Below are 24320 nucleotides of genomic sequence, written 5' to 3'. Positions count from 1 at the left end.
GCCATTTAAAACTTTTTAGTAGGGCAGAACAGAAGTTAATTTATTGGGGCATAACAAAGGTGTTCGACGCCTTTACGGTCTCGGAAAGTTCCTGTTTTAGGGTTGAAGGAACGGTATTTTTTCTTGCAATAGTTAAGCCAATCAGATTCTAATGATTGTTGTACTGGCTCATATTCCACCGTTTGCGGAGCTTCATAAATTATCTGTTCTTGTGGAACCTGTTGATATACAATTTGATGCTGTGGTGCGGTTTGATAAACAACTTGTGGCTGTTCTGTTTTTTTAAAAATTTTGCCGAGAAGTGCACCTGCTGCAAGAGCAAGAATGCCCATTGCTAAAGCTTCTCCTGAGTTATTTATATTAATACTACTGTGTTTTGTCTTTTTGCGCTCGACATAATGATATGTCTTGTGTTCAACATGATGGTGTTGTTGTGCTCCCCATTTATGGCTAACATAATGACGCTTGTGGGGATTATCAAAAGAGTGATGTTCACTATGAGAAAAATGGGAGCTAAAATTGTGAGACGGTAAACCAGCCTCCCTTCTCATATCATAGTTATGATACCATGCCATATCCGCAAGCGTTGGATCTAATGGCATCAAAACGGTTACAGTAGACATTGCTGATAATACCGCTAACCTGATCACTTTTTTCATAATGATGCTCCTTGTGTCAATTCGTATTTTTCACATCCTACACGTTTCAAACTGAATAGAGACTGAACAATTTTGGACTTTATTGTGACAAAAAAATAAAAATTCATTTAGTTAAAACTATTATCAATACAATAAAATAAAATCATGACAGAATTTTGATTTCAATTAATGTACTCTTCTTAAGCTTAATTAAGCAGCTTGTATTTAGAGCACCAGATTTTTTACTATTGGTTATAAATTATTTATTGATGAGTACTTTTTTATTGCTTGATACAATATGAATTGAACAATAGGTGTATGAATAAAAGTTATCGTTTTTTATTATAGGCTTATGGTGCTAAGATAGAACCTTATTTCACCTTATTTGTGTGATTGAATACAGTCCTGTTTCACTACTCTCTTGTGAGGCTAAATATTGAGTTCGATATCATATTATAACTGTATAAATATAATATATTGCGGAAACTTTTTTTGATATATGGGAAGCATTCTTGTTGGGATATGGCTGTTAGTTTGACAGTATTGGCATGACAAAATGCATTTGACACAAGATTGCTGATGAGACGCGTGAAGGCACGTGGGCGTGCCTGTATTTGTGTAGGGCTTTCAATGGTGTAGGAAAATTGACGTTTGTGAAGATGTGCATCGGTAGAGAATTTTTGCATAAGAGCATTTAAATCAAAAGTTTTAACACACTCACTTTCTTCACTACGGGCAAAAGAAAGGTAATCTTCTAACATGTTTTGCATGTCGCTCACATTTTGCTCAAGCGGCTTGATATCAAAGTCAGTATTTGCTAATGTTAGCTGAAGTTTAAAACGGGTGAGAATGGTTCTTAAATCATGGCTTACATCCGCAAGCATCATGGGGCGTTGTTCGATATATTTAGAAGATGGTGAGTGTGTGTATTTTGCTGGACATGAGTTTAGGGTTTTGCATACACTGGGGCATTCCCTTGGTCATGTTATTTATTTCAATGAGAAAGAGCGCTTAGCCTTCTTGGGTGTTGTTCTCTTTCGTGGTTCTATTGGACGTACGGACTTCCCCTTCTGTTCTTATGAAAAATTGATGAAATCCCTTCGAGAAAAAGTTTTACCCTTAGGCGATGATGTTTGTTTTATCTGTGGGCATGATCCCAAAAGTAGTATAGACTATGAGCGCCAAAATAATACTTTTCTTCAAGATTTTAATATATGAGAAAACAAAAAAACGCTTTGAAGCGTTTTTTTTGCCATTTAAAACTTTTTTAGTAGGACGCAACAGAAGTTAATTTATTGGGGCATAACAAATGTGTTCCAAACCATTACGGTCTCGAAAGGTCCCTGTTTTAGGGTTAAAGGAACGGTATTTTTTCTTGCAATAGTTAAGCCAATCAGATTCTAATGATTGCTGGAATGGCTCATATGCCACCGTTTGCTGCACTTGATAAACCCTTTGATTTTGTGGAACTTTTTGATAAATTACCTGACTTTGTGGTACTATTTGATAAACCACTTGTGGCTGTTCTGGTTTTTTTAAAATTGTACCAAGAATTGTACCTGTTGCAAGACCAAGAATGCCCACCGCTAAAGCATCTCCTGAGTTGTCTATATGAATATTACTGTGTTTTGTCTTTTTGCGCTCGACGTAATGATATGTTTTGTTTTCAACATGATGATAATGGTGGTGGTGGTGATGATGGTGTTGTTGTTGTTGTTCCGTCTTACTATGTTTGGCTACAGACCTTTCATGTTTGGCTTTAAATCTTCTCTTGTTGTCATCAGAACTCTTGTGGAAATCATCAACAAACTTTTGGAAATCATCAGAAAAAAAGCCACGTTTTTTATCAGAACAATGGGAGTGAGAAAAACCGCAAGGCAGAATATCAGCTCTCTTCCTTATTTCCCTTATCGCATCATCTGTTTCTTTACGCATCTTCCTCATCATATCATCTATTTCTCTCGAGATAGAGTCACTACGATTCCATGCCATATCCGCAAGCGTTGCATTTAGCGGCATCAAAATGGTCACAGTTGACATTGCTGATAATACCGCTAACCTGATCACTTTTTTCATAATGATGCTCCTTGTGTTAATTCGTATTTTTCACATCCTACACGTTTCAAACTGAATAGAGCCTGAACAATTTTGGACTTTATTGTGACAAAACAAATAAATAAGCCATTTAGTAAAAGCTATCATAGATACTGACAAAATTTTGATTTCAATTTAATGTATTTAATTGATAAGATTGTATTGGTAGTAGATGATTTTTACTATGTTGTATAAAGTATTTATTTGGGAATAATTTGTTCCTATCAATTAATTTAATATAATTTAATAACTATTTTATAAATAAAGCCTATAGTTTTATCACTATATAATTATGATTAATATTAAATTATATATTATAGTATAATTGTATAAATATAATATATTTGTAGTAATATTTTGTTTCATGGGAGATATTTTTTAAAATTTGTCTGCATTTATTTATATTTTAGAAGTTTTTACAGTTTTAAAGATTTTTATAATAAGGTTGAACAAGAAAGATTTTTTAAAAAGTCAATAAGTTTAGGCATTTTTTGTAAAATATCCTCTCTTATGTTGTCTTAGAAAAATTGGAATATTTTTAATATTTGCTGTTATCTATTTTTAGGGCAATACTGTTTGCTCTTCATCGATAGTCAGTTTTTTAGAAGAGCTAAAGATTAGTTTTGGCGGTGTGAAATTTCTTGCTCCTTCATTGATTGCGTTTTTTTCGCTTTATTGTTGCTTGATTAGGGGTGTTTTTACGAGATTTTCCTTTTTGATTTTCCAAAATACCAGTGTCCATGGTTGGTCCCATGTGTGCAAGGTCTGGTTTGGAGAAAAGACTTGGTTGTAACACGGGCTCTTGGGGGGATTGTTCTCTATGATGTGTTAAGGGATTCTCCGCGAGTTCTAGTTCTATCTTTTGTAATTGTTTGATTTCATCGCGAAGGCGTGCTGCTTCTTCAAAATTAAGATCAGCAGCTGCTTCATGCATTAATTTTTCGAGGTGTTTAATATGAGATGCTAAATTGTTGCCAACCATATTTTTTTTCTCGATGACATCAGGGATATTTGTACGAATATGGTTGTTTTCATAGCCTGAATTGAGAATATCTCCGATATTTTTTTTGATACTTTTCGGTGTGATATGGTGTTCTTCATTATAGGCTATTTGTTTTTGTCGACGTCTTTGTGTCTCTTGTAAGGCTCGTTTTATGGAACCAGTGATCGTATCTGCATAGAGGATAACACGGCCATCTACGTTACGTGCAGCACGTCCGATTGTTTGTATGAGGGAAGTTTCAGAGCGCAAAAAGCCCTCTTTATCGGCATCTAGAATGGCAACAAAACCACATTCTGGAATATCTAAGCCTTCTCGGAGCAAGTTAATACCGATGAGGACATCAAAGGTGCCAAGCCGAAGATCGCGTAGAATTTCAATGCGTTCTAATGTATCAATGTCGGAATGCATATAGCGTACACGAATACCTTGTTCGTGGAGATATTCAGTTAAGTTTTCGGCCATACGCTTTGTGAGAACTGTCACCAATGTACGGTAGCCCTTTTGAATTGTTTTCCGAATTTCATTCACAACATCATCGACTTGAGTGCGTGCTGGACGAATTTCTGTTTCTGGATCGACAAGCCCTGTTGGGCGAATGATTTGTTCAGCAAAAATACCATGGGATTGTTCTATTTCCCAGCGTCCAGGTGTTGCGGAGACAGCAATTGTTTGTGGGCGCATGGCATCCCATTCTTCAAAGCGCAAAGGACGGTTGTCCATACAGGAAGGGAGGCGAAAACCATATTCTGCTAAAGTTGCTTTTCTGCGAAAATCACCTCGGTACATACCACTAATTTGGGGAATGGTTACATGGCTTTCATCGATAAAAACAAGAGAATTGAGTGGAATATATTCGAATAAAGTTGGGGGTGGTTCACCGGGATTTCGTCCTGTTAAATAACGTGAATAATTTTCAATTCCCGGACATGAACCGGTGGTTTCCAACATTTCCAAATCAAAAACTGTACGTTGTTCTAAACGTTGTGCTTCTAAAAGACGCCCAGCTTCGTTCAATTCATCGAGGCGTTGAACGAGTTCCATTTTGATAGATTTCATCGCTTGGTTAAGTGTTGGGCGTGGTATTACGTAGTGTGAGTTGGCATAAATTTTAATTGATTGAAGATCGCCTGTTTTTTGTCCGGTGAGAGGATCAAATTCCGTAATTGTTTCCACTTCATCGCCAAAGAGCGAAATACGCCAAGCACGATCTTCGAGGTGGGCAGGGAAAATTTCGATTGTATCTCCTCGTACACGAAAGGAACCACGAACGAAGTTGATATCTTGTCGATAATACTGTTGAGAGACTAAATCAGCCAAGAGTTTTCGTTGATTGAGTTTGTCCCCTTTTTCTATTTCGAAGGTCATGGCCGTATAGGTTTCTACGGAACCAATTCCGTAGATGCAGGAGACAGATGCGACGATAATAACATCATCACGCTCTAAGACGGCGCGTGTTGCAGCATGACGCATCCGGTCGATTTGTTCATTAATAGAGGACTCTTTTTCAATATAAGTGTCAGAGCGTGCAACATAGGCTTCTGGTTGATAATAGTCATAATAAGAAACAAAATATTCGACAGCATTGTGAGGAAAAAAGCTTTTAAATTCTCCATAAAGCTGTGCCGCTAAAGTTTTATTTGGAGCTAAAATCAGAGCTGGACGCTGTGTTTTTTCAATGATATTGGCCATTGTATAGGTTTTTCCTGAGCCGGTAACACCCAAAAGCACTTGTGTACGTTCATCTTTTTGAATTCCCTCAACCAGAGTTTTAATGGCTTGAGGTTGATCTCCCGCTGGTTTAAAAGATGTTTCGAGTTGAAATGGAATACCACCTTCAGATTTTTCAGGACGAATAGGGCGGTGAGGTGTCCATAATGCACCATTCTTAAAAAGAGGATTACCTGAAGCAATGAGAGCAGAAAGAGCTTCTACTGTTGCAGTAACACCATTTTTCATTGTTGTATCCTTTGATAGAAGCGTGCTGGTGATTTTAAAGAAAATACTAATTTTTACAATTTCATTACAACAACAGCAAAACATTATTGAACAGATTTGTTTTGGTTTATTGGAGCTTTCATTAGGATCTTGATCAAGTTTTTTCTATGAGACAAATTCTTCGAAGTATTTCTTTGGAGGGAGCATATTTGTGGTTGTTCATAGACACTATTGCATTTTTTCCATGATGATATTCAAGAGGGCATAAGTTATTATGGCTGTTATGGAGAATAATCGGTACGTTTGGGCACTAAAGGCATTGTGTATGTGTGATAAAGATCATTTCCATCTTTAAATGAAAGATAACGAGATGACACCCAACCCATTTGAGCGTTATATCGGATATGGCACCAGTTTCCTTCACAGTTTTTGACAAAGATCAATTCCCCCGCAGAGATTAAGCCACAAAGCGCATACTGAGTGCTGGGGCCTGCTCTAAAATTAAGATTTCTCGTAACAAAGGCCTCTGCTGCCTCGGATATCGTTGTAGTTAAAAAGAAAGGAACAAACATAAAAAAAATTATGATTTTTTTCATTTTACTGCAAAGAACTTCTTTAGTAATTTTCTATCCTTCTCTCTTCGTATCACATATGATTTCTTTTGCCAGACTATGATAAAACAGAAAAAAATACAATTCTTTCTTCTTTAGGAGACTCAGCAGTAGAGTGAATTTTAATATTTTAAACACCAAAATGAGATGTTTTAAACACTATTGGTGCATGTTTTGTTCCCTTTATTTATTTTTATATGGAAAACAGAGAGACTGTACTATATAATGAAAAAGATCGTAGTTTTCGGATTCCAAAAGTAATTTTGGAAGCCGTTTTTTGTATTTTTATTAAACTTTCCGTGTAATAGAAAGGGACGGATTATGGAAAAAGTTCCGATGACTACAGCTGGTTTTGAAAGTCTTAAAGAAGAGTTGCGTTGGCGTCAACAACAGGAGCGTCCGCGGATTATTGAAGCAATTTCTGAGGCGCGAGCACATGGTGATTTGTCAGAAAATGCCGAGTATCATGCAGCTAAAGAAGCGCAAAGTCTTAATGAGGGGCGTATAAATGAGCTTGAAGATTATATCGCACGAGCAGAAGTGATAGATGTCTCGCGTCTTTCAGGTGACAAAATAAAATTTGGCGCAACCATTAAACTCTTGGATGAGGATACTGAAGAAAAAAAGGTGTATCAGATTGTAGGGGATCAAGAAGCTGATGTAAAAATTGGTAAAATCTCTATTTCTTCACCTATCGCACGTGCACTCATTGGCAAGCAAGAGGGTGACGTAATTGAGGTGAATGCGCCCGGTGGTGCGCATAATTACGAAATCATTGAGGTTCAGTACATCTAAACTATGTCTAAATTATTATGCGTATCTCTTTGGAAGAAACTGAGGTTATTGCGCCTCATTTAAAAAAGCGTTTGTCGGGAGTGACATCTACGATTATTCAGCTTATTCCACTACAGCGCGAACAGGGGGTGCGTATATCTACTTTGGGATTTGGATTACCACAAAACTTGCCTGCTCTTACCTTTAGGGACCTTTTCGGACTTTGGAAAAGTCCGAAAGGGAAATCATTTCGTATTTGGCATGCACGACGCAATATTGAGATGCTTTGTGGGATCTTTTTACGCGATATCTTGCGAATGAAGCTGAGGCTTATATTCACATCGGCTTCACAACGCCATCATAAGCCTTTTACCAAATGGTTGATTCGCCGTATGGATAGAGTTATTGCTACCAGTACGCATACGGGTGCTTATCTAGAAGTGCCTCACAAGGTTATTATGCATGGGGTGGATGTAAGGCGTTTTACGCCACCACAGACTCTTAATGATTACTTTTCTTCAACAGGATTTCCAGGAAAATATGCGGTAGGATGTTTTGGACGTGTGCGTAGCTCAAAGGGAACAGATTTATTTGTTGATGCTATGATAGCATTATTGCCCCACTATCCTGAGTGGACAGCACTTATTGCTGGTCGTACGACAGAACAACATTATCATTTTGAAAAAGAATTACGCCAAAAGATTGCTAAGGCTGATCTGAATGATCGCATTATTTTTCTTGGTGAGATTCTGGATACACCTTTATGGTATCGTCGTTTATCACTTTATGTGGCACCTTCTCGTACAGAAGGTTTCGGTTTAACACCATTAGAGGCAATGGCATCACAGGTTGCGGTTGTAACGAGTGATGCGGGAGCTTATAAAGAGTTGGTAGTAGCAGAAACAGGAACGGTTGTAAAAGCAGGAGATGGTTCGGCTTTAACGGCAGCGATTGAACTTTATTTTTCTGATGTAGAAAAAACATTAGCAGCCGGAAAGAAAGCTTTAACCCATGTTCGTACTCACTTTCCTTTGGAAAAGGAGGCAATTGAGATTGGAAGTATTTACAAAGAACTGTTTGCGGAAAAAATACTTTAAAATATATTATATCAAAAATCTTCTTGAGGAATGATAAAAAGTGTTTCCTTTAAAGGTTTTTTATGATCATCAAGAAAACATCTCAATTATATAAGTGTTATTTCAAAAAATTTATCATGTCTTTCATATAACGCTATAAGAAGTTCTCAAAGTTTGGGATCAAAGATTAAAAAATCTATAGGTTTGAGAGCGATATATGGCTTATGACAAAGCATACGAGGAGAGAGAAGAATTATTTTAATTCCAGCAATATTTTAGAATGAGAAAATAATACTTTAACTTTTAAAGTCTAGAGATTTATGCACTATCTTAACGCTGTCATGCTAATATTATTACGTTTTGTAAGACTTAAATATAGAGCAAAAAAATTCTTATCTTAAATGAGAGAAAATTTTTGAGGTTTTCTCTAGTATTTTCATGGATAAAATAGTTGTACATATTTTCGGGTAGTAGAAATTCATAAACAAAATGTGCTTTGATTAATATATTGATATCATATAAATAATTTATCTTTGCAATTTGAATAAGAACTTTCAATATCGTATGATTCTTCCATGTCAAATCTGTTTATAGTAAATCAATAAAAACTATACATTTGCACGTCACAATTGGAAGAAAGCATGTGGCGGATAAAAACTATTTAAGAAAGGTGTAAAGAGATTTCTTATAAATTGTCTGAAATGCAGTCTGTTGCACATTAACAGCAGAAAAATAATATGATGGTGCTAATTGTATCTTATGTTGTGGTTTCGGTATGCACTTTATTATTTAAGTAAAAATGATGGGACCAATTAGATCTTATACCTTTCATAAGAATTGTTGTGAAATGAATAAGATGAGTATTGTGAGATGTTTTTTAACAAGCTCGTAAATTTGTAATAGAATGCATTCTATTTTCCATAAAGATGTTGTTCTATTAAAGAGAAAAAACACTTTTATCAGCAAATATTCATATTTTTGCATGAGGGATTATTCGTAAAAAAGAATGTTCTATGCGTCCACTTTATTTGATAAAGAAGATCAATAAAGTGAAGTTTTATATGTTATGGCTTTGAGAGTATTGGTATTTGATTGTTTTTGTTGAATTATTTTTATATCATTGATATGATGTTTTGTATGAAATTTTAGGAAATCTTCAGTAGATTGGGTGAGGGGTGAATATTATGACGCATACTGTTCTCGCCTTTTTATCTTGTAAATTTTTTATCATGGTAGCATAAAATACTCTATGCATTAGAATTGTTCACGCCAGAAAGCGGGAATAAAAAGGACGAATATTGTTATGATTTCAAGGCGTCCAGCTAACATTAGAAAACTTAAAATCCATAAAGCATTATCATTGATTGTAGAGAAATTACCTGCAGGGCCAATGATATCTCCAAAGCCTGGACCAACATTTGAAAGTGCGGTTAAGACACCTGTAAAGGAAGAGGTAAAGTCAAGACCGGTTGTAAGCAAAAGTGCAGTGCCGATAACAAGGCAGAACATATAAAGACATACAAAAAATAAAACGGCTTGAGCAACATCGTTTGATATATTTGAGTGATCATAGCGAGCTTTTACGACAACATTAGGAGAAAGAAGTTTTTGTATATTTGTTTGTGTAATACGCCAAAGAATAATAAGGCGATTGATTTTCATACCACCAGAAGTAGAACCAGCACACCCACCTGTAAAAGAAACAATAAAGAAAATTCCAAGCGCAAAGGGGCCCCAAAGTTGATAATCTTCAGCACTGTAACCTGTGGTACTAATAATGGATGAAAGGTGAAAAATGGCATCAAGAAAAACCAAATGGAAAGCGCGATGATCATGAAACCGTAGCCACACTGCTAAAGCAAAGCTGAAAAGGAGAACGATATGGAGAAAAACAATTACTTGTGGATCAAGGAAGCGTTTGGAGTGTCCAGGAAGAACTAATTTAACATAAAGGACGAAGGGTAAAGCAGAAAGCAACATGAAGATTGTTGAGATAATTAAGATAGCTGGTGTATTAGAAAAATAGCCAAAAGAAGCATCGTGAGTCGAAAAACCAGCAGTTGCTACTGTACTCATTGCATGGTTAATGGCATCAAATAAATTCATGCCTGCAGCAAAATAAGAAAGCATACAAGCCAATGTGAGACCAACATAAGCTATGATAATTCCATTAGCAATTTGGTTGATGCGAGGCAATATTTTTTCAGATTTATCAGATGATTCCATATGAAAAAGTCGTACTCCCCCCACACGCAGTGAAGGCAAAATCAAGAGGGCTAAACCGATAAAACCGATGCCTCCAATCCAGCATATGATAGAACGCCATAACAAAATACTTCGCGACAAATTATCAAGACCCGAAAGGACTGTAGAGCCTGTTGTTGTAATTCCAGAGACAGATTCAAAGATGGCACCTGCTAGAGAAATGGGTAGAGGGGAAAGATAAAGAGGTAAGGCACCCACGATGCTTCCTGTGAGCCAAAGACAAACAGTGAGCATAAAACCAAGGCGTGCTGAAAAACGACAAGTAGCCCCCTTAGTTGCTAAAAGAATCAGCGTTGCTAACATGGTGATTATGACACAAGAATAGAGAAAGTTTATCCAATTATGGTTGTTATCGTGCAAATCCACAAAAATTGGCAAAAGCATTGCTCCTCCCATGATTAAGGCAAAACGTGCACAGACATTGATAATAAATTGAAAAATGATCGTTCCCTATCTTTGTATCTCTTTTTATTATGGTTTTGTGCTCATAAGAAGTTACATTTTTCTCTTTATAGGATAAAGATTACCCCTTACATTAGCGCGCCTTGATGAATTGGTAATCAGACCTTTTCATAAAACTTGAAAAGAAGTATACATAACATAATTAGGGCTCTTGAAAAATATTTTTTTAAAAGGCTGCATTCCGTTATCATTTATAGAATAATTAATTTATAATAAAGTGAAGGGGATTTAATGGTACAATCTCATATTCGTCTGCTGATTATTGGCTCAGGTCCGGCTGGTTATACAGCGGCGATCTATGCAGCAAGAGCAATGCTTAAGCCGGTTTTGGTGACGGGCTTGCAGCAGGGTGGGCAATTAACAATTACAACTGATGTTGAGAATTATCCAGGTTTTGCAGATCCCATTCAAGGACCATGGTTGATGGAGCAAATGGCAAAACAAGCTGAGAATATGGGGACAAAAATTGTCTATGATACAATTATAAAGGCTGATTTGTTGAAGTATCCTTTTGTTTTATATGGGGATTCAGGAACACAATATTCTTGTGATGCACTGATTGTTGCAACAGGAGCTCAAGCACGCTGGCTTGGTTTGGAAAGTGAAAAAACCTTTATGGGTGGTGGTGTTTCTGCTTGTGCGACATGTGATGGATTTTTTTACCGTGATAAGGACGTTATTGTTGTGGGAGGAGGTAATACGGCTGTTGAAGAAGCGCTTTATTTATCACATGTAGCAAAAAGTGTAAGCGTGGTTCACAGGCGGGGGCAGTTTCGGGCAGAAAAAATTTTGCAAGATAGGTTGCTAGCTTGTAATAATGTACGTGTTCTTTGGGATCATGTGGTCGAAGAAATTTTGGGGCTACCCGCTCAAGATTCAATGGGCGCTGTTGTAACAGGGGCACGTCTGAAAAATGTTAAGACAGGTCACGAGATGAAAGTGAATGCAGAGGGCATATTTATTGCCATTGGGCATGATCCTGCTGTTTCTCTGTTTGAAGGACAGCTGAAACAAAAACAAAGTGGCTATTTATGGACAGCACCGGACTCAACAGCAACAAGTATTGCTGGTGTTTTTGCTGCTGGGGATGTGACAGATGAAACATTCCGCCAAGCTGTAACAGCTGCGGGAAGAGGATGTATGGCAGCGTTGGAAGCAGAACGATTTTTGGATATACTCAAGCGTTAGTCACCCATTGAGAACATAGAGAATATAGAGGTAAAATTAATTGTGGCGCCACCGTTGGATTGGGATAAGTTAAGGGTTTTTCACGCTGCAGCAGAAGCGGGATCTTTTACGCATGCTGCTCAAAAACTTCATTTATCTCAATCAGCCGTTTCACGACAGGTTTCGGCTTTAGAACAAGAGGTTGGGGTATCCTTATTTCAACGTCATGCGCGTGGTTTGATTCTTACAGAACAAGGAGAAACTCTTTATCGTACAGCTCATGATGTTTTGATGAAGCTTGAAAGTGTGCGTTTGCAATTAAGTGAAAGCTATGCAAAACCAACGGGGCACTTGCGTGTGACCTCGACCTTTGGAATGGGGGCAGGGTGGATTGCAGAGCGTATGCCAGAATTTCTTAGTCTTTATCCTGATATGCAGGTTCAGCTTTTGCTTTCCGATGAAGAGCTTGATTTGACAATGTGTCATGCAGACTGTGCTGTTCGCTTACATCCACCCCAACAACCTGATCTTATACAAAGAAAACTCTTTACAATTCATATGCATGTTTATGCTTCGGAAAAGTATATTGCAAACTGTGGGAAGCCAGAAACATTGTCTGAGCTCGATAACCACCGCATTATTTCGTTCGGTGAACCTGTTCCACCTTATTTATCTGGTTTAAATTGGCTAGAAAAAGCTGGTAGAAATGATGGATCATTGCGCGTTTCAATCCTACAAATCAACAATATCATCTCAATAAAGAATGCGCTTATGCGTGATCTTGGGATTGCTGTGCTTCCTGATTATATCGTCAATAATGATGAACGATTAGTGCGTCTTTTTCCTGATATGGTTGATATTCCTTCTTTTGATACTTTTTTTTGTTATCCTTATAATTTAAAGAATTTGGCAAAGCTGAATGCTTTTCGAGATTATATTTTTTTAAAAGCCCGTCAATGGTCTTTTTAATGTTAAGGCTTTAATTTATAAGGAGGAATTAACTGTTTTACAACTTGAACGGGAGTCTCCCGTAATATTCTTTCATTTCAAATTTGCTTATATCGAATCAATTAAACCATTCGCTGCATGCGACAAATGGAGAGAGTCCGTCCGTATGGAATAAACATTTTTGAAGAAAGGGATAAAATGTCTTTTATGAACGTTCTCAAATGTAAAGGCTGTCACAATATTGGAAACGAGACAATCATATAATAGTGTAGCTTACATTTTTTATATTTAATGAAAGAGAATGCTACACGATTGAGAAAAATTTAAAGCTATGTGTTTATTGCATAGCAGATACGCTTAAGTCTTTATTGTGCTTTTTCTTATAAAATGACATAGAATGCTATCTCTTGATTATGTTGCCTCCCATTGCATTTTCTTGAGTGTTCCCTTACGAAGATCTGTCAGATTGATTTAATCTCTGAGGATTTTCCAAATTTGCCGGGCATTTGTCCGGCTTTTTTTTATTTTTAGAAGAGCCCCTAGAAATTGCATACAGGGGAAGATGATAAGGAAAAAATTTTAAAACTTATGGATATTCAATAATTTTTTTTAAGTATACTAGAGTTCAATGAGGAATTTGAGAGAGATTTGTTCTATTACGCCATAAACATTGTCTTTAGGACCTGATATAAGGTATGTAAATTTTTATATATGAAGCGCTTTTTATGAGAATGTGAGGTGAATATTTAAGATAGGGACTCGTAAATCCCATGAAGTAAATCAAGTGATTAGTAGGTAGAACCATTAAGAGAGATTAGACTATCTATACAACGGCAGGAGGTAGATTCTTCTTCGTTTTAGGGTGAAGAGGAAGGCGAAAAATAGAAAATGTTTAATTGTAAGGGCCACTTAATTATAAGAGCGATTATGTTTAAAAATACTAGGTCTTCTTTAGAGTTATCAATTAAATAGAAAAGAAAAAATTTATCAATTCACACGCTTCTTTAAGCGATATTTTTCAGTGTGCGCAAATTTATTTCAAAACAGTATACGTGAAGAGTATATGATTTATTTTTTACAACTATTGTTACACTCATGAAGAAGCATGTTTGGTATTATTATTTATCAGCGTTCAATAGTTGCGTAATTCTTGCATTTGAGATACGGAGTTATTTTTACTCTTTTTAAAGTGTTTTTATCCACACACCAACTCTGCTTGTGATATGCAAGAACACGATTTGATTGGTCTTAGATGAACAGATTTGAAATAAGAGAATCTCTCTAGGAGAGATAATTCAAGTAACGAATTATTATAATTAATTATCTCTTTATATATCACTTATTATAACTTAACGTAATTATAAAATACAGTATGATTTGTATTCGACTTGGAGAAAATAAAAAGATGCAAAATTTAAATCAGTTCATCCCATAGGAGGATAAAAGACTTCAACAGATTTTCAGGTTTTGGGGAAAATATTATATAATATAAACTCTGCTGGAGATGTTTTGGTGGATAATCTGTCATGTGATGTATGTGTTCAAAAACTGTAAAAAACAATTAAAATTTTTATGTATCAAGATACCAATTTTCTACAAATTCCCTTTGTATCTGGAAAAAACATTGATTATGATTCAACTAAAATTCGTTAGGAGGATGCTCTTACCTATAAATTAAAATAAATGGATTTATAACATTTGAGGCTCATCTAAAATTCAGTTTTTGATCGCACATTTATAACAACAGAGTATAATGCATCGTACTTCCTAATGAGGGGAGTAAATAAATCAACTTTTAAGTTCAGATTATTCCTAATAAGCTCGAAATTTTTGTTCTTGGTAAAGGAAGCCCCAAATAGGTTTTTCATCTCTTATGACAATAGATCGATTTACTTATTGGGTAGTTGAATTTTTTTGATTTTTACTTGCCGCCTCCATTTTTGTACTGTGTTTATTAACGGATGTTTTTGCTGAATCGATTGGCTTGTCCCATGATACAGTTTCCAATATTTTCCCAGATATACTGACATTCGGCAGAAAAACAATCACAAGAAATGATGTTAAAAACTTTAAATTAAACTGTTGCAAAAGCGCTGGATACGTAAGCAAGCTTCTTCAAGAAGTTTTTCTGATGTTGCATAAGAAATACGAAAAGTTAATCCAAGTCCAAAAGCAGACCCTTGGACGACAGCAACAGCCTCTGTTTCTAGAAGCGCTATGACAAAGTCTTCATCATTCATAATACATTGACCGTTAGGTGTTTTCTTACCAATAAGTCCTTTGCAAGAAGGATAAACATAAAAAGCACCTTCGGGTGTTGGACAGTGAATGCCAGGAGCTTGGTTTAACATGGAAACAACGAGATCACGGCGTGCTTGAAAAATACTTTTATTTTTAGTGATAAAGTCTTGTGGTCCATTGAGAGCTTCAACTGCAGCCCATTGTGAAATAACACTCGTGCCAGATGTTTGCTGGCCTTGAATGGTATCCATAGCTTTAATGAGTTCTTGTGGTCCGCCTGCATAACCGATTCTCCAGCCCGTCATCGCATAGGCTTTAGAAACACCATTCATTGTGAGTGTGCGATCATAAAGCGCTGGTTCTACTTGAGCTGGAGTAACAAAGGTAAAACCCTCATACGTGAGATGTTCATATATATCGTCAGTGAGAATATATACATGAGGATATTTTACTAAAACATCGGTGAGTTTTTTCAGTTCATTATATGTATAAGCGGCACCTGATGGATTTGAAGGAGAGTTAAAGATAAACCATTTGGTTTTTGGGGTAATGGCAGCTTCTAGCTCTTGTGGTTGGAGTTTATAAGAAAATTCCGCTTTTGTTTCTAAAAAGACAGGCGTACCATCGTTAAGTGTGACCATTTCTGGATAACTAACCCAATAAGGAGATGGAATGATGACTTCATCTCCTTTATTTAAAGTTGCCATAAATGCATTAAAGAGAATTTGTTTTCCACCAGTACCAACAATAATTTGTTCTGGTTGGTAAAGAAGGTTATTTTCTCTTTTAAATTTTGCAGAAATTGCTTGGCGCAATTCTGGAATTCCAGATATGGGAGGGTATTTTGTTTCTCCCCTTCGAATAGCTTCAATAGCCGCGTTTTTGATGTTGTCTGGGGTATCAAAGTCTGGCTCTCCAGCACTTAAAGCAATAACATTGCGCCCTAATGTTTTTAAATAGCGAGCCTTTTGGGAAGCCGCAATTGTTGCAGAAGGTTTGATACAAGACAGCTTGTCGGCAATAAAAGCCATAATTTAAAATCCTTATATTATATCAAATGATTATTGCTTTAAGAATATTTTATAAGAGATTATATTGTATGCAATAAAAAACTTCCACAATACTCTTACATAGGCTTTATATTCTTCTTTTTTGAGATTTTTGCAAGGTCATTTCTTCTTAGGTTTTATGAAAGATTTAGAGGAAAGATAGAGGAGGTTTGATAAATTGTGCAAAGGAGACAAGAAGTCTTTTATTTTAACAAGATAAAATTATGCTTTATACAAAATAAAAAAATCTTCGCCTATAACGACGAAGATTTTTAAATAAAATATTGCAGAATTTAACTTTTAAAGGGCTGCAAGGTTGCCAGCGGCAAATTTTCCTGAACGACGATCTTGAAGAACATCATAAGAAATTTTTTGCCCTTCATTAAGATTACTTAGACCAGAACGCTCAACGGCGGAAATGTGTACAAATACATCTGCACTTCCATCACTAGGTTGAATGAATCCAAAACCTTTTGTTGTATTAAACCACTTAACTGTTCCTGTAGACATAGGAAACTCCTTAGATATATAATTATATTGTGTACTGAAGCTATAATTCTTCAATACGGTTTTAGATCGAAATTAGGTGGGAGAAGTTTCGTCAAAAGTGCAGAAAGCACAGGAAAGAAAGTCACGTAACCGAAAATTCGATAAAACTCATATAAGAGCCTTTATAATAAAAAGCAAGCTTTAATTGCTATTTTTGTACAAAGAAAAAATCGGGAAAGAGTATCAAAAGGCGTATGCTTTTCTGCATAGCAAGAACTTTAACTGAAATAACTTTGCAAGGAACGCACTTCAAGGCGCTTTTTCTTGATTGCTTTGATCGCTTCTACGACGGCTTCGGCTCCCGCTATTGTTGTATAATAGGGAACATTTTGCATGAGTGCTGCATAGCGTAATGATTTGGAATCTGAGATGGCACTGGCAGTGCTGGTTGTATTAAAAATCAATTGAATTTGGCGATTACGAATCGCATCTTCAATATGTGGGTGCCCCTCTAAAACTTTGTTGATTTTTTTTGCTTCAACATGATGTTCGGTGAGAAACTTTTGTGTTCCACTTGTGGCAACAATAGAAAAGCCAAGCTCTGTTAAACGTTTTATAGGATTTAAGATGCGCTTTTTATCTTCATCTCTTACAGAAACGAATAAAGTTCCCTCCTTAGGGAGTTTTACACCAGCCCCAAGCTGCGCTTTAGCAAAAGCAAGCGCAAACTCATAGTCAAGTCCCATAACTTCACCGGTTGAGCGCATTTCTGGACCAAGAAGTGTATCAACACCTGAAAAACGAGCAAAAGGAAACACTGCTTCTTTGACGGCAATATGTTGTTTTTTCTGCGAAGAAGGTAATCCACCATAAGCTTGAAGAGCATCGTGAAGCGTTTCTCCTGCCATAATACGTGCAGCCATTTTAGCAATAGGACGACCAATCGTTTTTGCAACAAATGGAATAGTACGTGAAGCACGAGGATTGACTTCTAAGACATAAATGGTGTCATCTTTAATGGCATATTGTACATTCATTAAGCCTCGAACATGAAGTGCTTGTGCTAATGCTTTGGTTTGACGCTCTAATTCAGCGACTATTTTATTTGAGAGCGTATGGACTGGTAAAGAACATGCTGAATCACCAGAGTGGATACCAGCTTCTTCAATATGTTCCATAATACCAACGATTAGTGTTTCGTTGCCATCACAGAGACAGTCAACATCTACTTCAATTGCTTCTGTTAAATAGGTATCAAAGAGAAGTGGATTTTTACCAAGCAATATATTGATTTGTTCTGTTTTGTCATTGGGATAACGGGCTTTAATCTCTTCTGGTACTAATTCAGGAACACTTTCAAGCAAATAATTTTGCAAGCTACGCTCATCGCGAATAATTTGCATAGCACGTCCTCCTAAAACATAAGAGGGACGTACAACCAATGGGAATCCTAGTTCATGGGCAATGAGTCGCGCTTGTTCGATAGAGTGAGCAATAGCATTTTGAGGTTGTGTTAAATTAAGTTTAAATAACAGTTTTTGAAAGCGATTTCTATCTTCTGCTAAATCGATGGCGTCAGGTGAAGTGCCTAGGATGGGGATGTTGTGTTTTTCTAGAGCGCTTGCCAATTTCAAGGGTGTTTGTCCGCCAAATTGGACGATGACTCCAACCAACTCGCCTTTTTCTTGTTCTGCTTCTAAAATAGCGATAACATCTTCTGTTGTTAAAGATTCAAAATAAAGGCGATCAGAGGTGTCATAGTCGGTTGAAACTGTTTCAGGATTGCAGTTAATCATAATAGCTTCAAAGCCTGCATCACGTAGTGCAAAAGCAGCATGACAGCAACAGTAATCAAATTCAATACCTTGCCCAATGCGGTTTGGTCCACCGCCTAAAATAGCAATTTTTTTTCGTGCAGAAATGTATGCTTCTGAGTGTTCTACACCTGCAAAGGGAATTTCATATGTTGAATACATATAGGCTGTAGGAGAAGAAAATTCAGCCGCACAAGTGTCAATCCTTTTAAAGACTTGTTTAACATTCAGTGATTTGCGCAAAGCTGCAATGTCATCAGGCTCTTGTCCGGTAAGGGTGGCTAATCGTGCATCTGAAAAGCCCATAGCTTTTAACATACGTAGGTTATTTGCGTCTTGGGGTAATCCATGGATGCGGATACGTTGTTCCATTTCAATGATGGAGGCTATTTGTTCTAAAAACCACGGGTCAATTTTGCTGATTTGGTGAATTTCATTTAAAGATAAGCCAGCGCGCATGGCTTGGGCAATGTAGCGCAGACGATCAGGGCTTGGTATTGCAATGGCTGAGCGTATAGAATTTTTTTCATCACCTTCAGCATGTTCAGGGATTATAATTTCATCAAGACCAGTGAGTCCTGTTTCAAGCCCACGGAGTGCTTTTTGCAACGATTCTTGAAAAGTACGTCCAATTGCCATGACTTCTCCTACAGATTTCATCGCAGTCGTGAGGACAGGTAATGAACCAGGAAATTTTTCGAAAGCAAAACGAGGAATTTTGGTCACAATATAGTCAATAGAAGGCTCAAATGATGCTGGTGTTGCACCATCTGTTATATCATTTTTTAATTCATCAAGTGTGTAACCAACAGCCAGTTTAGCTGCTACCTTGGCAATGGGAAAACCTGTTGCTTTTGAGGCAAGCGCTGAAGAGCGAGAAACACGCGGATTCATTTCAATAACAATGAGGCGCCCATTTTCAGGATTGACAGCAAACTGTACATTGGATCCACCCGTTTCAACACCAATTTCACGCAAGACAGCAATCGAGGCATTGCGCATACATTGATACTCTTTATCGGTTAAGGTAAGAGCAGGTGCTACAGTGATAGAATCACCGGTATGAATCCCCATTGGGTCAATGTTTTCAATAGAACAAACAATGATACAGTTGTCGTTCTTATCACGAACAACTTCCATCTCATATTCTTTCCACCCTAAAACACTTTCTTCAATCAATACTTCTGTTGTCGGTGAAGCTTCAAGACCACGTTCAATAATTTCATAAAATTCAGAGCGGTTGTAAGCGATTCCACCGCCAGTCCCACCAAGGGTGAATGAAGGGCGAATAATAGCTGGAAGCCCAACAATATCAAGAGCTTGAACTGCTTTTGCTGTTGCATGGGCAATATAATGTTGTTTGCGATCAGCTTCGGTATATCGCCAGTTGCGCTCAAGTTCTTCAAGTGCTTTGTCAAGCGCAGCACCAGAAAGTTTTTCTTTAAGTTCAGTACGCGTTTTTGCGTGCTGTCGACGATTTTCTTCTTTCAGTTCTGTTGCATTGGCTAACATAGAACGTGGTGTTTCCAAACCAATTTTTGTCATCGCTTGGCGAAATAAAGCACGGTCTTCTGCTTTATCAATAGCATCGGCATTGGCTCCTATCATTTCAACATTATAGCGGTCTAAAACACCCATACGTTTTAATGATAAAGCGGTGTTGAGGGCAGTTTGTCCTCCCATAGTGGGTAAAAGGGCATCGGGACGTTCATGGGCAATAATTTTGGCAACGATTTCAGGAGTAATGGGTTCTATATAAGTTGCATCAGCTAGATTTGGATCTGTCATAATTGTAGCAGGATTAGAATTGACCAAAATAATTCGGTAACCCTCTTCTTTTAATGCTTTACAAGCTTGTGTACCTGAATAGTCAAATTCGCATGCCTGACCAATGATAATAGGTCCTGCTCCTATGATAAGAATGGATTTTATATCTGTACGTTTGGGCATGGCTTTTTCCTATAACAAATATCCGTGCATGATTGTGGCAGGCAAAATATTTCCGTTTTGAGGCTACAGTCATTTTATAAGTTAAGTGACAAAGAAAGTAAGCACTAAAATGTCTTTTCCCTGCTTTTTTTCATCAAATTGAAGATAAAATTCTTTTTTTGTTTGAGTCATCCAATCAGTATATAAAAAGTATGACATTTGATAAAAAGTAGTAGTTTTCCAAAAAACGAGAATATTCAAGTATACTGTGGGAAATGAAATATAAGCCATTATTTATGGTTCAATAGAGTTTCGTAAAATGAAATGGAAATCTTATCTTGTTATCCCGTAAAATACTAACATTTAGAGAGGTGGTATAGAGCATGAAAATTACATATTAGTTGTTTTGGTTGGAGTATGTGATAAAATTTAGTGTAGGATTTGTTTGTAGACTTATGAACTGAATCCTATAAAATAGTTGCGGTTGGGATATATTAAACAAAAAGTTAGATTGTTGATAAATCAACTCTGGTTGAAGACTTGATTCTTTAGGCTAGAAAGAAAGTCAATCTATGTATGATTCCATTCCATAAAAGAGTATATTTTAATACAATGACTAAGCAGATAGTTTCAAGATGATCTTGTTTGGTTTTATAAAGTGATTAAAAATATCCTCCCTTTACTTTATGTATAATGTTCAAAACTTTTAAAAATATAAAGAAAATGAAAATGCTAAATATTTCCCAAACGAGAATATTTTGTCTAGAAGATGTCTCAATAGGAAAGCTTTTGGTGGTTAAGTCTAAAAAAGGAATTTGTTATATAGCGTTAGGAGATACTACAGAGCAATTATTACAAGAGTTTACGGTACGCTTTGGTGATGCACAACAAGTTGTGGGTGATAATACATTTAAGAGAGAAGTTGCTCATATTATAGCCATGATAGAAACGCCCAGGTTGGTAAAAAAATATAATTTTCTCTTAGATATAAATGGTACATTTTTTCAACGACAAGTATGGGCGGCACTATGTGATATACCATGTGGTGAAACAATTTCATATGAGATATTAGCATGCCGTATTGGTATGCCAAATGCTTTTCGTGCCGTTGCTAGTGCTTGTGCACGTAACGAATTGGCGATCATCATTCCTTGTCATCGTGTTGTGCGTAAAAATGGTTTTATTTCAGGGTATCGCTGGGGGGGCAAACGGAAAAAGATTTTGTTACAAAGAGAACAAAATGAAGGATAAAAAACGAATTTAACTTTGTGTGATGGGCATTATAATGGTTACTGTTGTTCCTTTCATTTCTTTTGAAGTAATTTCAAGTTTTCCTTTGTGTAGTTCTAACAGAGAGCGTGAAATGGCTAACCCAAGACCTGAGCCCGTATGAGATTTAGTAAGTTGATTTTCAACTTGTTCAAAGGGTTGTCCAAGTTTTTTAATTGCTGATTGTGGAATACCAACACCTGTATCTGTAATTTTAAAAATAAGATTATTTTTTTTCTTGAAAGCGCAGACATCAATATTTCCGCCAGAAGGAGTAAATTTAACGGCATTAGAGATGAGATTAAGGAAAATCTGTTTCATTGCACGACCATCAACTTCAGCATGAAGTTCTGGGGTAATGTTTGTTGTAACAGCAATATTTTTTTCTTGAGCCTGAGGCGTTAGTGTTCGTACTGCTTCACTAATGATGGGTTCAAGATCGGTATTTTTACAATCAAGCGTAAATCTTCCAGCTTCGATTTTTGACATATCAAGGATGTCATTGATAAGGGTTAGAAGATGAGTTCCTGAATTATAAATATCATGCATATATTCCTTATAGCGTTGTGAACCAAGAGGACCAAAGGTTGATTGTAACATGATATCTGAAAAGCCGAGAATAGCATTCAGTGGAGTGCGCAATTCATGAGACATATTGGCTAAAAATTCTGATTTAGCCTTATTGGCACTTTCGGCGCGTTCTTTTTCTGCTTTCAGACTTTTATTAAGTTTTTCAACTTCTGTTGCGCGTTGTTGAGCACTTCCTCTCGCACGTTTGAGTTCTTGAATGAAAGAAAAAAGACGCCTTTCGCTGTCTTCAAATTTTTCCTGTTGTTGTTTAAGTTCAGAAATGTCAGTCCCGATACAAACCAGTCCTCCGTCTTGGGTTCGACGTTCATTAATTTTGAGCCAAAAACCATCTGCAGTTTGGCGAATACTGGTTAAATTACCCGTACCATCATCTTTAAGGGGATATTCACTAAGAGCAGGACGGGTCATGGCTTCGACGGTTGCACGTTGGATACCTGATTGTAGAATTTGTTTAGGAATAGCGGCATATTCACAAAATTTGCTGTTGGACATGACCAAACGTCCCTCAGCATCCCACAAGACAAAAGATTCTGAAATGTTTTCAATCGCATCACGAATACGAAGGTCGGCTTGAGCTGTTTGTTCAGCCAATTGCTGCTGTTCACTAATGTCGAAAGAAATACCAACCAAATGGGGTTCTTCTTCTTCAGTAACTTCGGCGCGCAGTCGCATCCATACATAATGACCATCAGCATGACGCATGGGAACATTGATATCAATATGCTTTTTTTTGCCTCCCATTAATTCTTGAGCAAGATCAAAAAAGTTGGCATCATTTGGATTGATAATGGTGCTAATTTGGGAAATTGAGAGCAATGCATCTTGAGGGACATAGCCGAGCATTTCATACATTGCTCGTGACCAGTAGACGCGTCCGCTTACCATATTCCAATCCCATAGTCCACAACGCCCACGCATCATTGCCATATCAATACGGTTTTGAATTTTTTCTGAAATAAGATCAGTCTTACGTGCTCGTAAAAGTTGATTGTAATAAGCATAAAGAAGAGCAAGAATAATACCACTCGTTCCGATGAATAGAGTTATATTAAGCGAAAAAAATTTGCGCCATTCCATAGCGCTATTTTGCATCTTTTCGCTAATGAATACGCCATATTGTCCATTTTCTGTTTGGTGAAATGAAGCAAGAGCAGGGGTATCTTTGCCTATTGTGATTTTCATAACTCCAGCGTGTTGTCCAAGAGATTGTAAAGCAATGCTGTCAGAGATAAAATCTTGCAAAGGTTTTCCTAGGATGATCTCTGAACTGGATGAAGCCAAGACATTGCCTTTTTCATCAACGATGGCGATGAGAGTGCTGGGATTAATAAGATCTTGATTACGAAAAGTGGAGAGGATATCTTGCAAATGACTATGAGAAAGGGCAGAGCTTTTTTCTTTCTGAGAAACGGCCAATAAGTCATGATCAATTGTATTGGTAATATGAGAAGCTAAGAGAATGATGGTCGAACGTGTGCTTTTATCAATTGTGTTGCGCCAATCATAGATTGATACAAAACGAATTACAGCAAGCGCAATAAGAAATGCCACAATGACAAATGGAAGTGAGCGTCGCAACCAAGGTTCAATAAAGAGAAGCTTTTGATAGGTAGAGCCAGAAAACAGATGAATACGCTTTGTCTGCGCTTTATGGCTTTGAGCGCTCGATTTTGAATCAGCATATATCTCCGTTGGCGCATTATATGCGTCCAATTTAGCCATCTCTTGTTCCTTTAATTCCGGAATAATGTGATTTAAAAACTGCTTCGATATTCATTAATAACCCCATGAGAGTGCAATGAATCAAAACAGGAGTCTTCTGTCCAGTCTTTTTTTTAAAAAAAGTATTTTACTTTTATGAATTTGGAATATGAAAAGGAAAAGGCATTTTAAACATGGCCTATAAACAGGCTTAGATTGCCTGTTTATAGGTTTAATGATGATCAAAGTAGCTTGTAGAGTTTA

The 24320-nt window shown here is 36.8% G+C and carries 14 protein-coding genes and 2 pseudogenes; 6 read left to right on the top strand and 10 right to left on the bottom strand.

What is annotated here, in order from left to right; all coding sequences use genetic code 11:
- Positions 1-35: 35 nt before the first annotated feature.
- Entirely contained in the window at positions 36-659 is a 624-nt protein-coding gene (locus ACFIM1_RS01625) for a BA14K family protein (protein ID WP_375606338.1), read from the bottom strand.
- A 482-nt stretch (positions 660-1141) separates the two neighbouring features.
- Positions 1142-1546 (bottom strand): annotated as a pseudogene (locus tag ACFIM1_RS01620) (sensor histidine kinase); the annotation flags it as partial.
- Here ACFIM1_RS01620 and ACFIM1_RS01615 point away from each other — a divergent pair.
- A pseudogene (locus ACFIM1_RS01615) lies at positions 1542-1856 on the top strand (MBL fold metallo-hydrolase); the annotation flags it as partial. The pseudogenes ACFIM1_RS01620 and ACFIM1_RS01615 overlap by 5 nt on opposite strands.
- Positions 1857-1925: 69 nt before the next feature.
- Here the strand turns inward: ACFIM1_RS01615 and ACFIM1_RS01610 are convergent.
- The 3 genes from ACFIM1_RS01610 to ACFIM1_RS01600 form a co-directional block, all read right to left on the bottom strand.
- A complete protein-coding gene (locus ACFIM1_RS01610) occupies positions 1926-2714 on the bottom strand; it encodes a BA14K family protein (protein WP_375606337.1) in 789 nt (262 codons plus the stop codon).
- 667 nt (positions 2715-3381) lie between these two features.
- The gene (uvrB, locus tag ACFIM1_RS01605; protein ID WP_375609121.1) at positions 3382-5691 is read right to left on the bottom strand and encodes an excinuclease ABC subunit UvrB; all 2310 of its coding nucleotides are present in this window, start codon (positions 5689-5691) and stop codon (positions 3382-3384) included.
- 260 nt (positions 5692-5951) lie between these two features.
- Positions 5952-6266, bottom strand: a complete 315-nt coding sequence (locus tag ACFIM1_RS01600) for an SH3 domain-containing protein (protein WP_375609122.1) — start codon at positions 6264-6266, stop codon at positions 5952-5954.
- A 336-nt stretch (positions 6267-6602) separates the two neighbouring features.
- On the opposite strand from ACFIM1_RS01600, the gene greA reads away from it, so the two are divergent.
- Complete coding sequence (greA, locus tag ACFIM1_RS01595) at positions 6603-7076, top strand: transcription elongation factor GreA (protein WP_375609123.1); 474 nt, start codon at positions 6603-6605, stop codon at positions 7074-7076.
- Between the two features lie 17 nt (positions 7077-7093).
- Positions 7094-8152 (top strand): glycosyltransferase family 4 protein, encoded by a 1059-nt coding sequence (locus ACFIM1_RS01590; protein WP_375607748.1) that lies wholly within the window; start codon positions 7094-7096, stop codon positions 8150-8152.
- Between the two features lie 1233 nt (positions 8153-9385).
- Here the strand turns inward: ACFIM1_RS01590 and ACFIM1_RS01585 are convergent.
- Positions 9386-10780, bottom strand: a complete 1395-nt coding sequence (locus tag ACFIM1_RS01585) for a TrkH family potassium uptake protein (protein WP_375609124.1) — start codon at positions 10778-10780, stop codon at positions 9386-9388.
- Between the two features lie 309 nt (positions 10781-11089).
- Here ACFIM1_RS01585 and trxB point away from each other — a divergent pair, with 309 nt between their 5' ends.
- Both trxB and ACFIM1_RS01575 read left to right on the top strand, forming a co-directional pair.
- A complete protein-coding gene (gene trxB, locus ACFIM1_RS01580; RefSeq protein ID WP_375609125.1) occupies positions 11090-12046 on the top strand; it encodes a thioredoxin-disulfide reductase in 957 nt (318 codons plus the stop codon).
- 42 nt (positions 12047-12088) lie between these two features.
- Positions 12089-12994: a LysR family transcriptional regulator gene (locus tag ACFIM1_RS01575; protein ID WP_375609126.1), complete on the top strand. Its 906-nt coding sequence runs from the start codon at positions 12089-12091 to the stop codon at positions 12992-12994.
- A 2048-nt stretch (positions 12995-15042) separates the two neighbouring features.
- Here the strand turns inward: ACFIM1_RS01575 and ACFIM1_RS01570 are convergent.
- From ACFIM1_RS01570 to carB, 3 genes are all read right to left on the bottom strand, one after another.
- Positions 15043-16245, bottom strand: a complete 1203-nt coding sequence (locus ACFIM1_RS01570; RefSeq protein ID WP_375609127.1) for a pyridoxal phosphate-dependent aminotransferase — start codon at positions 16243-16245, stop codon at positions 15043-15045.
- Between the two features lie 318 nt (positions 16246-16563).
- A complete protein-coding gene (locus ACFIM1_RS01565) occupies positions 16564-16773 on the bottom strand; it encodes a cold-shock protein (RefSeq protein ID WP_100128310.1) in 210 nt (69 codons plus the stop codon).
- A 257-nt stretch (positions 16774-17030) separates the two neighbouring features.
- Positions 17031-20516, bottom strand: a complete 3486-nt coding sequence (carB, locus tag ACFIM1_RS01560) for a carbamoyl-phosphate synthase large subunit (protein ID WP_375609128.1) — start codon at positions 20514-20516, stop codon at positions 17031-17033.
- A gap of 708 nt (positions 20517-21224) precedes the next feature.
- On the opposite strand from carB, the gene ACFIM1_RS01555 reads away from it, so the two are divergent.
- Positions 21225-21746, top strand: coding sequence for a methylated-DNA--[protein]-cysteine S-methyltransferase (locus tag ACFIM1_RS01555; RefSeq protein ID WP_375609129.1), 522 nt, complete (start codon positions 21225-21227; stop codon positions 21744-21746).
- A 9-nt stretch (positions 21747-21755) separates the two neighbouring features.
- Here the strand turns inward: ACFIM1_RS01555 and ACFIM1_RS01550 are convergent, their stop codons facing one another.
- On the bottom strand, positions 21756-24077 hold the full coding sequence (locus ACFIM1_RS01550) for an ATP-binding protein (RefSeq protein WP_375607742.1): 2322 nt from the start codon (positions 24075-24077) through the stop codon (positions 21756-21758).
- Positions 24078-24320: the final 243 nt, after the last annotated feature.

The organism is Bartonella sp. AC158YNML, from assembly GCF_042196725.1.
Lineage (GTDB): Bacteria > Pseudomonadota > Alphaproteobacteria > Rhizobiales > Rhizobiaceae > Bartonella.
The sequence above is the reverse complement of the archived record's forward strand: the minus strand, read 5'-3'. Positions and strand labels throughout refer to the sequence as shown.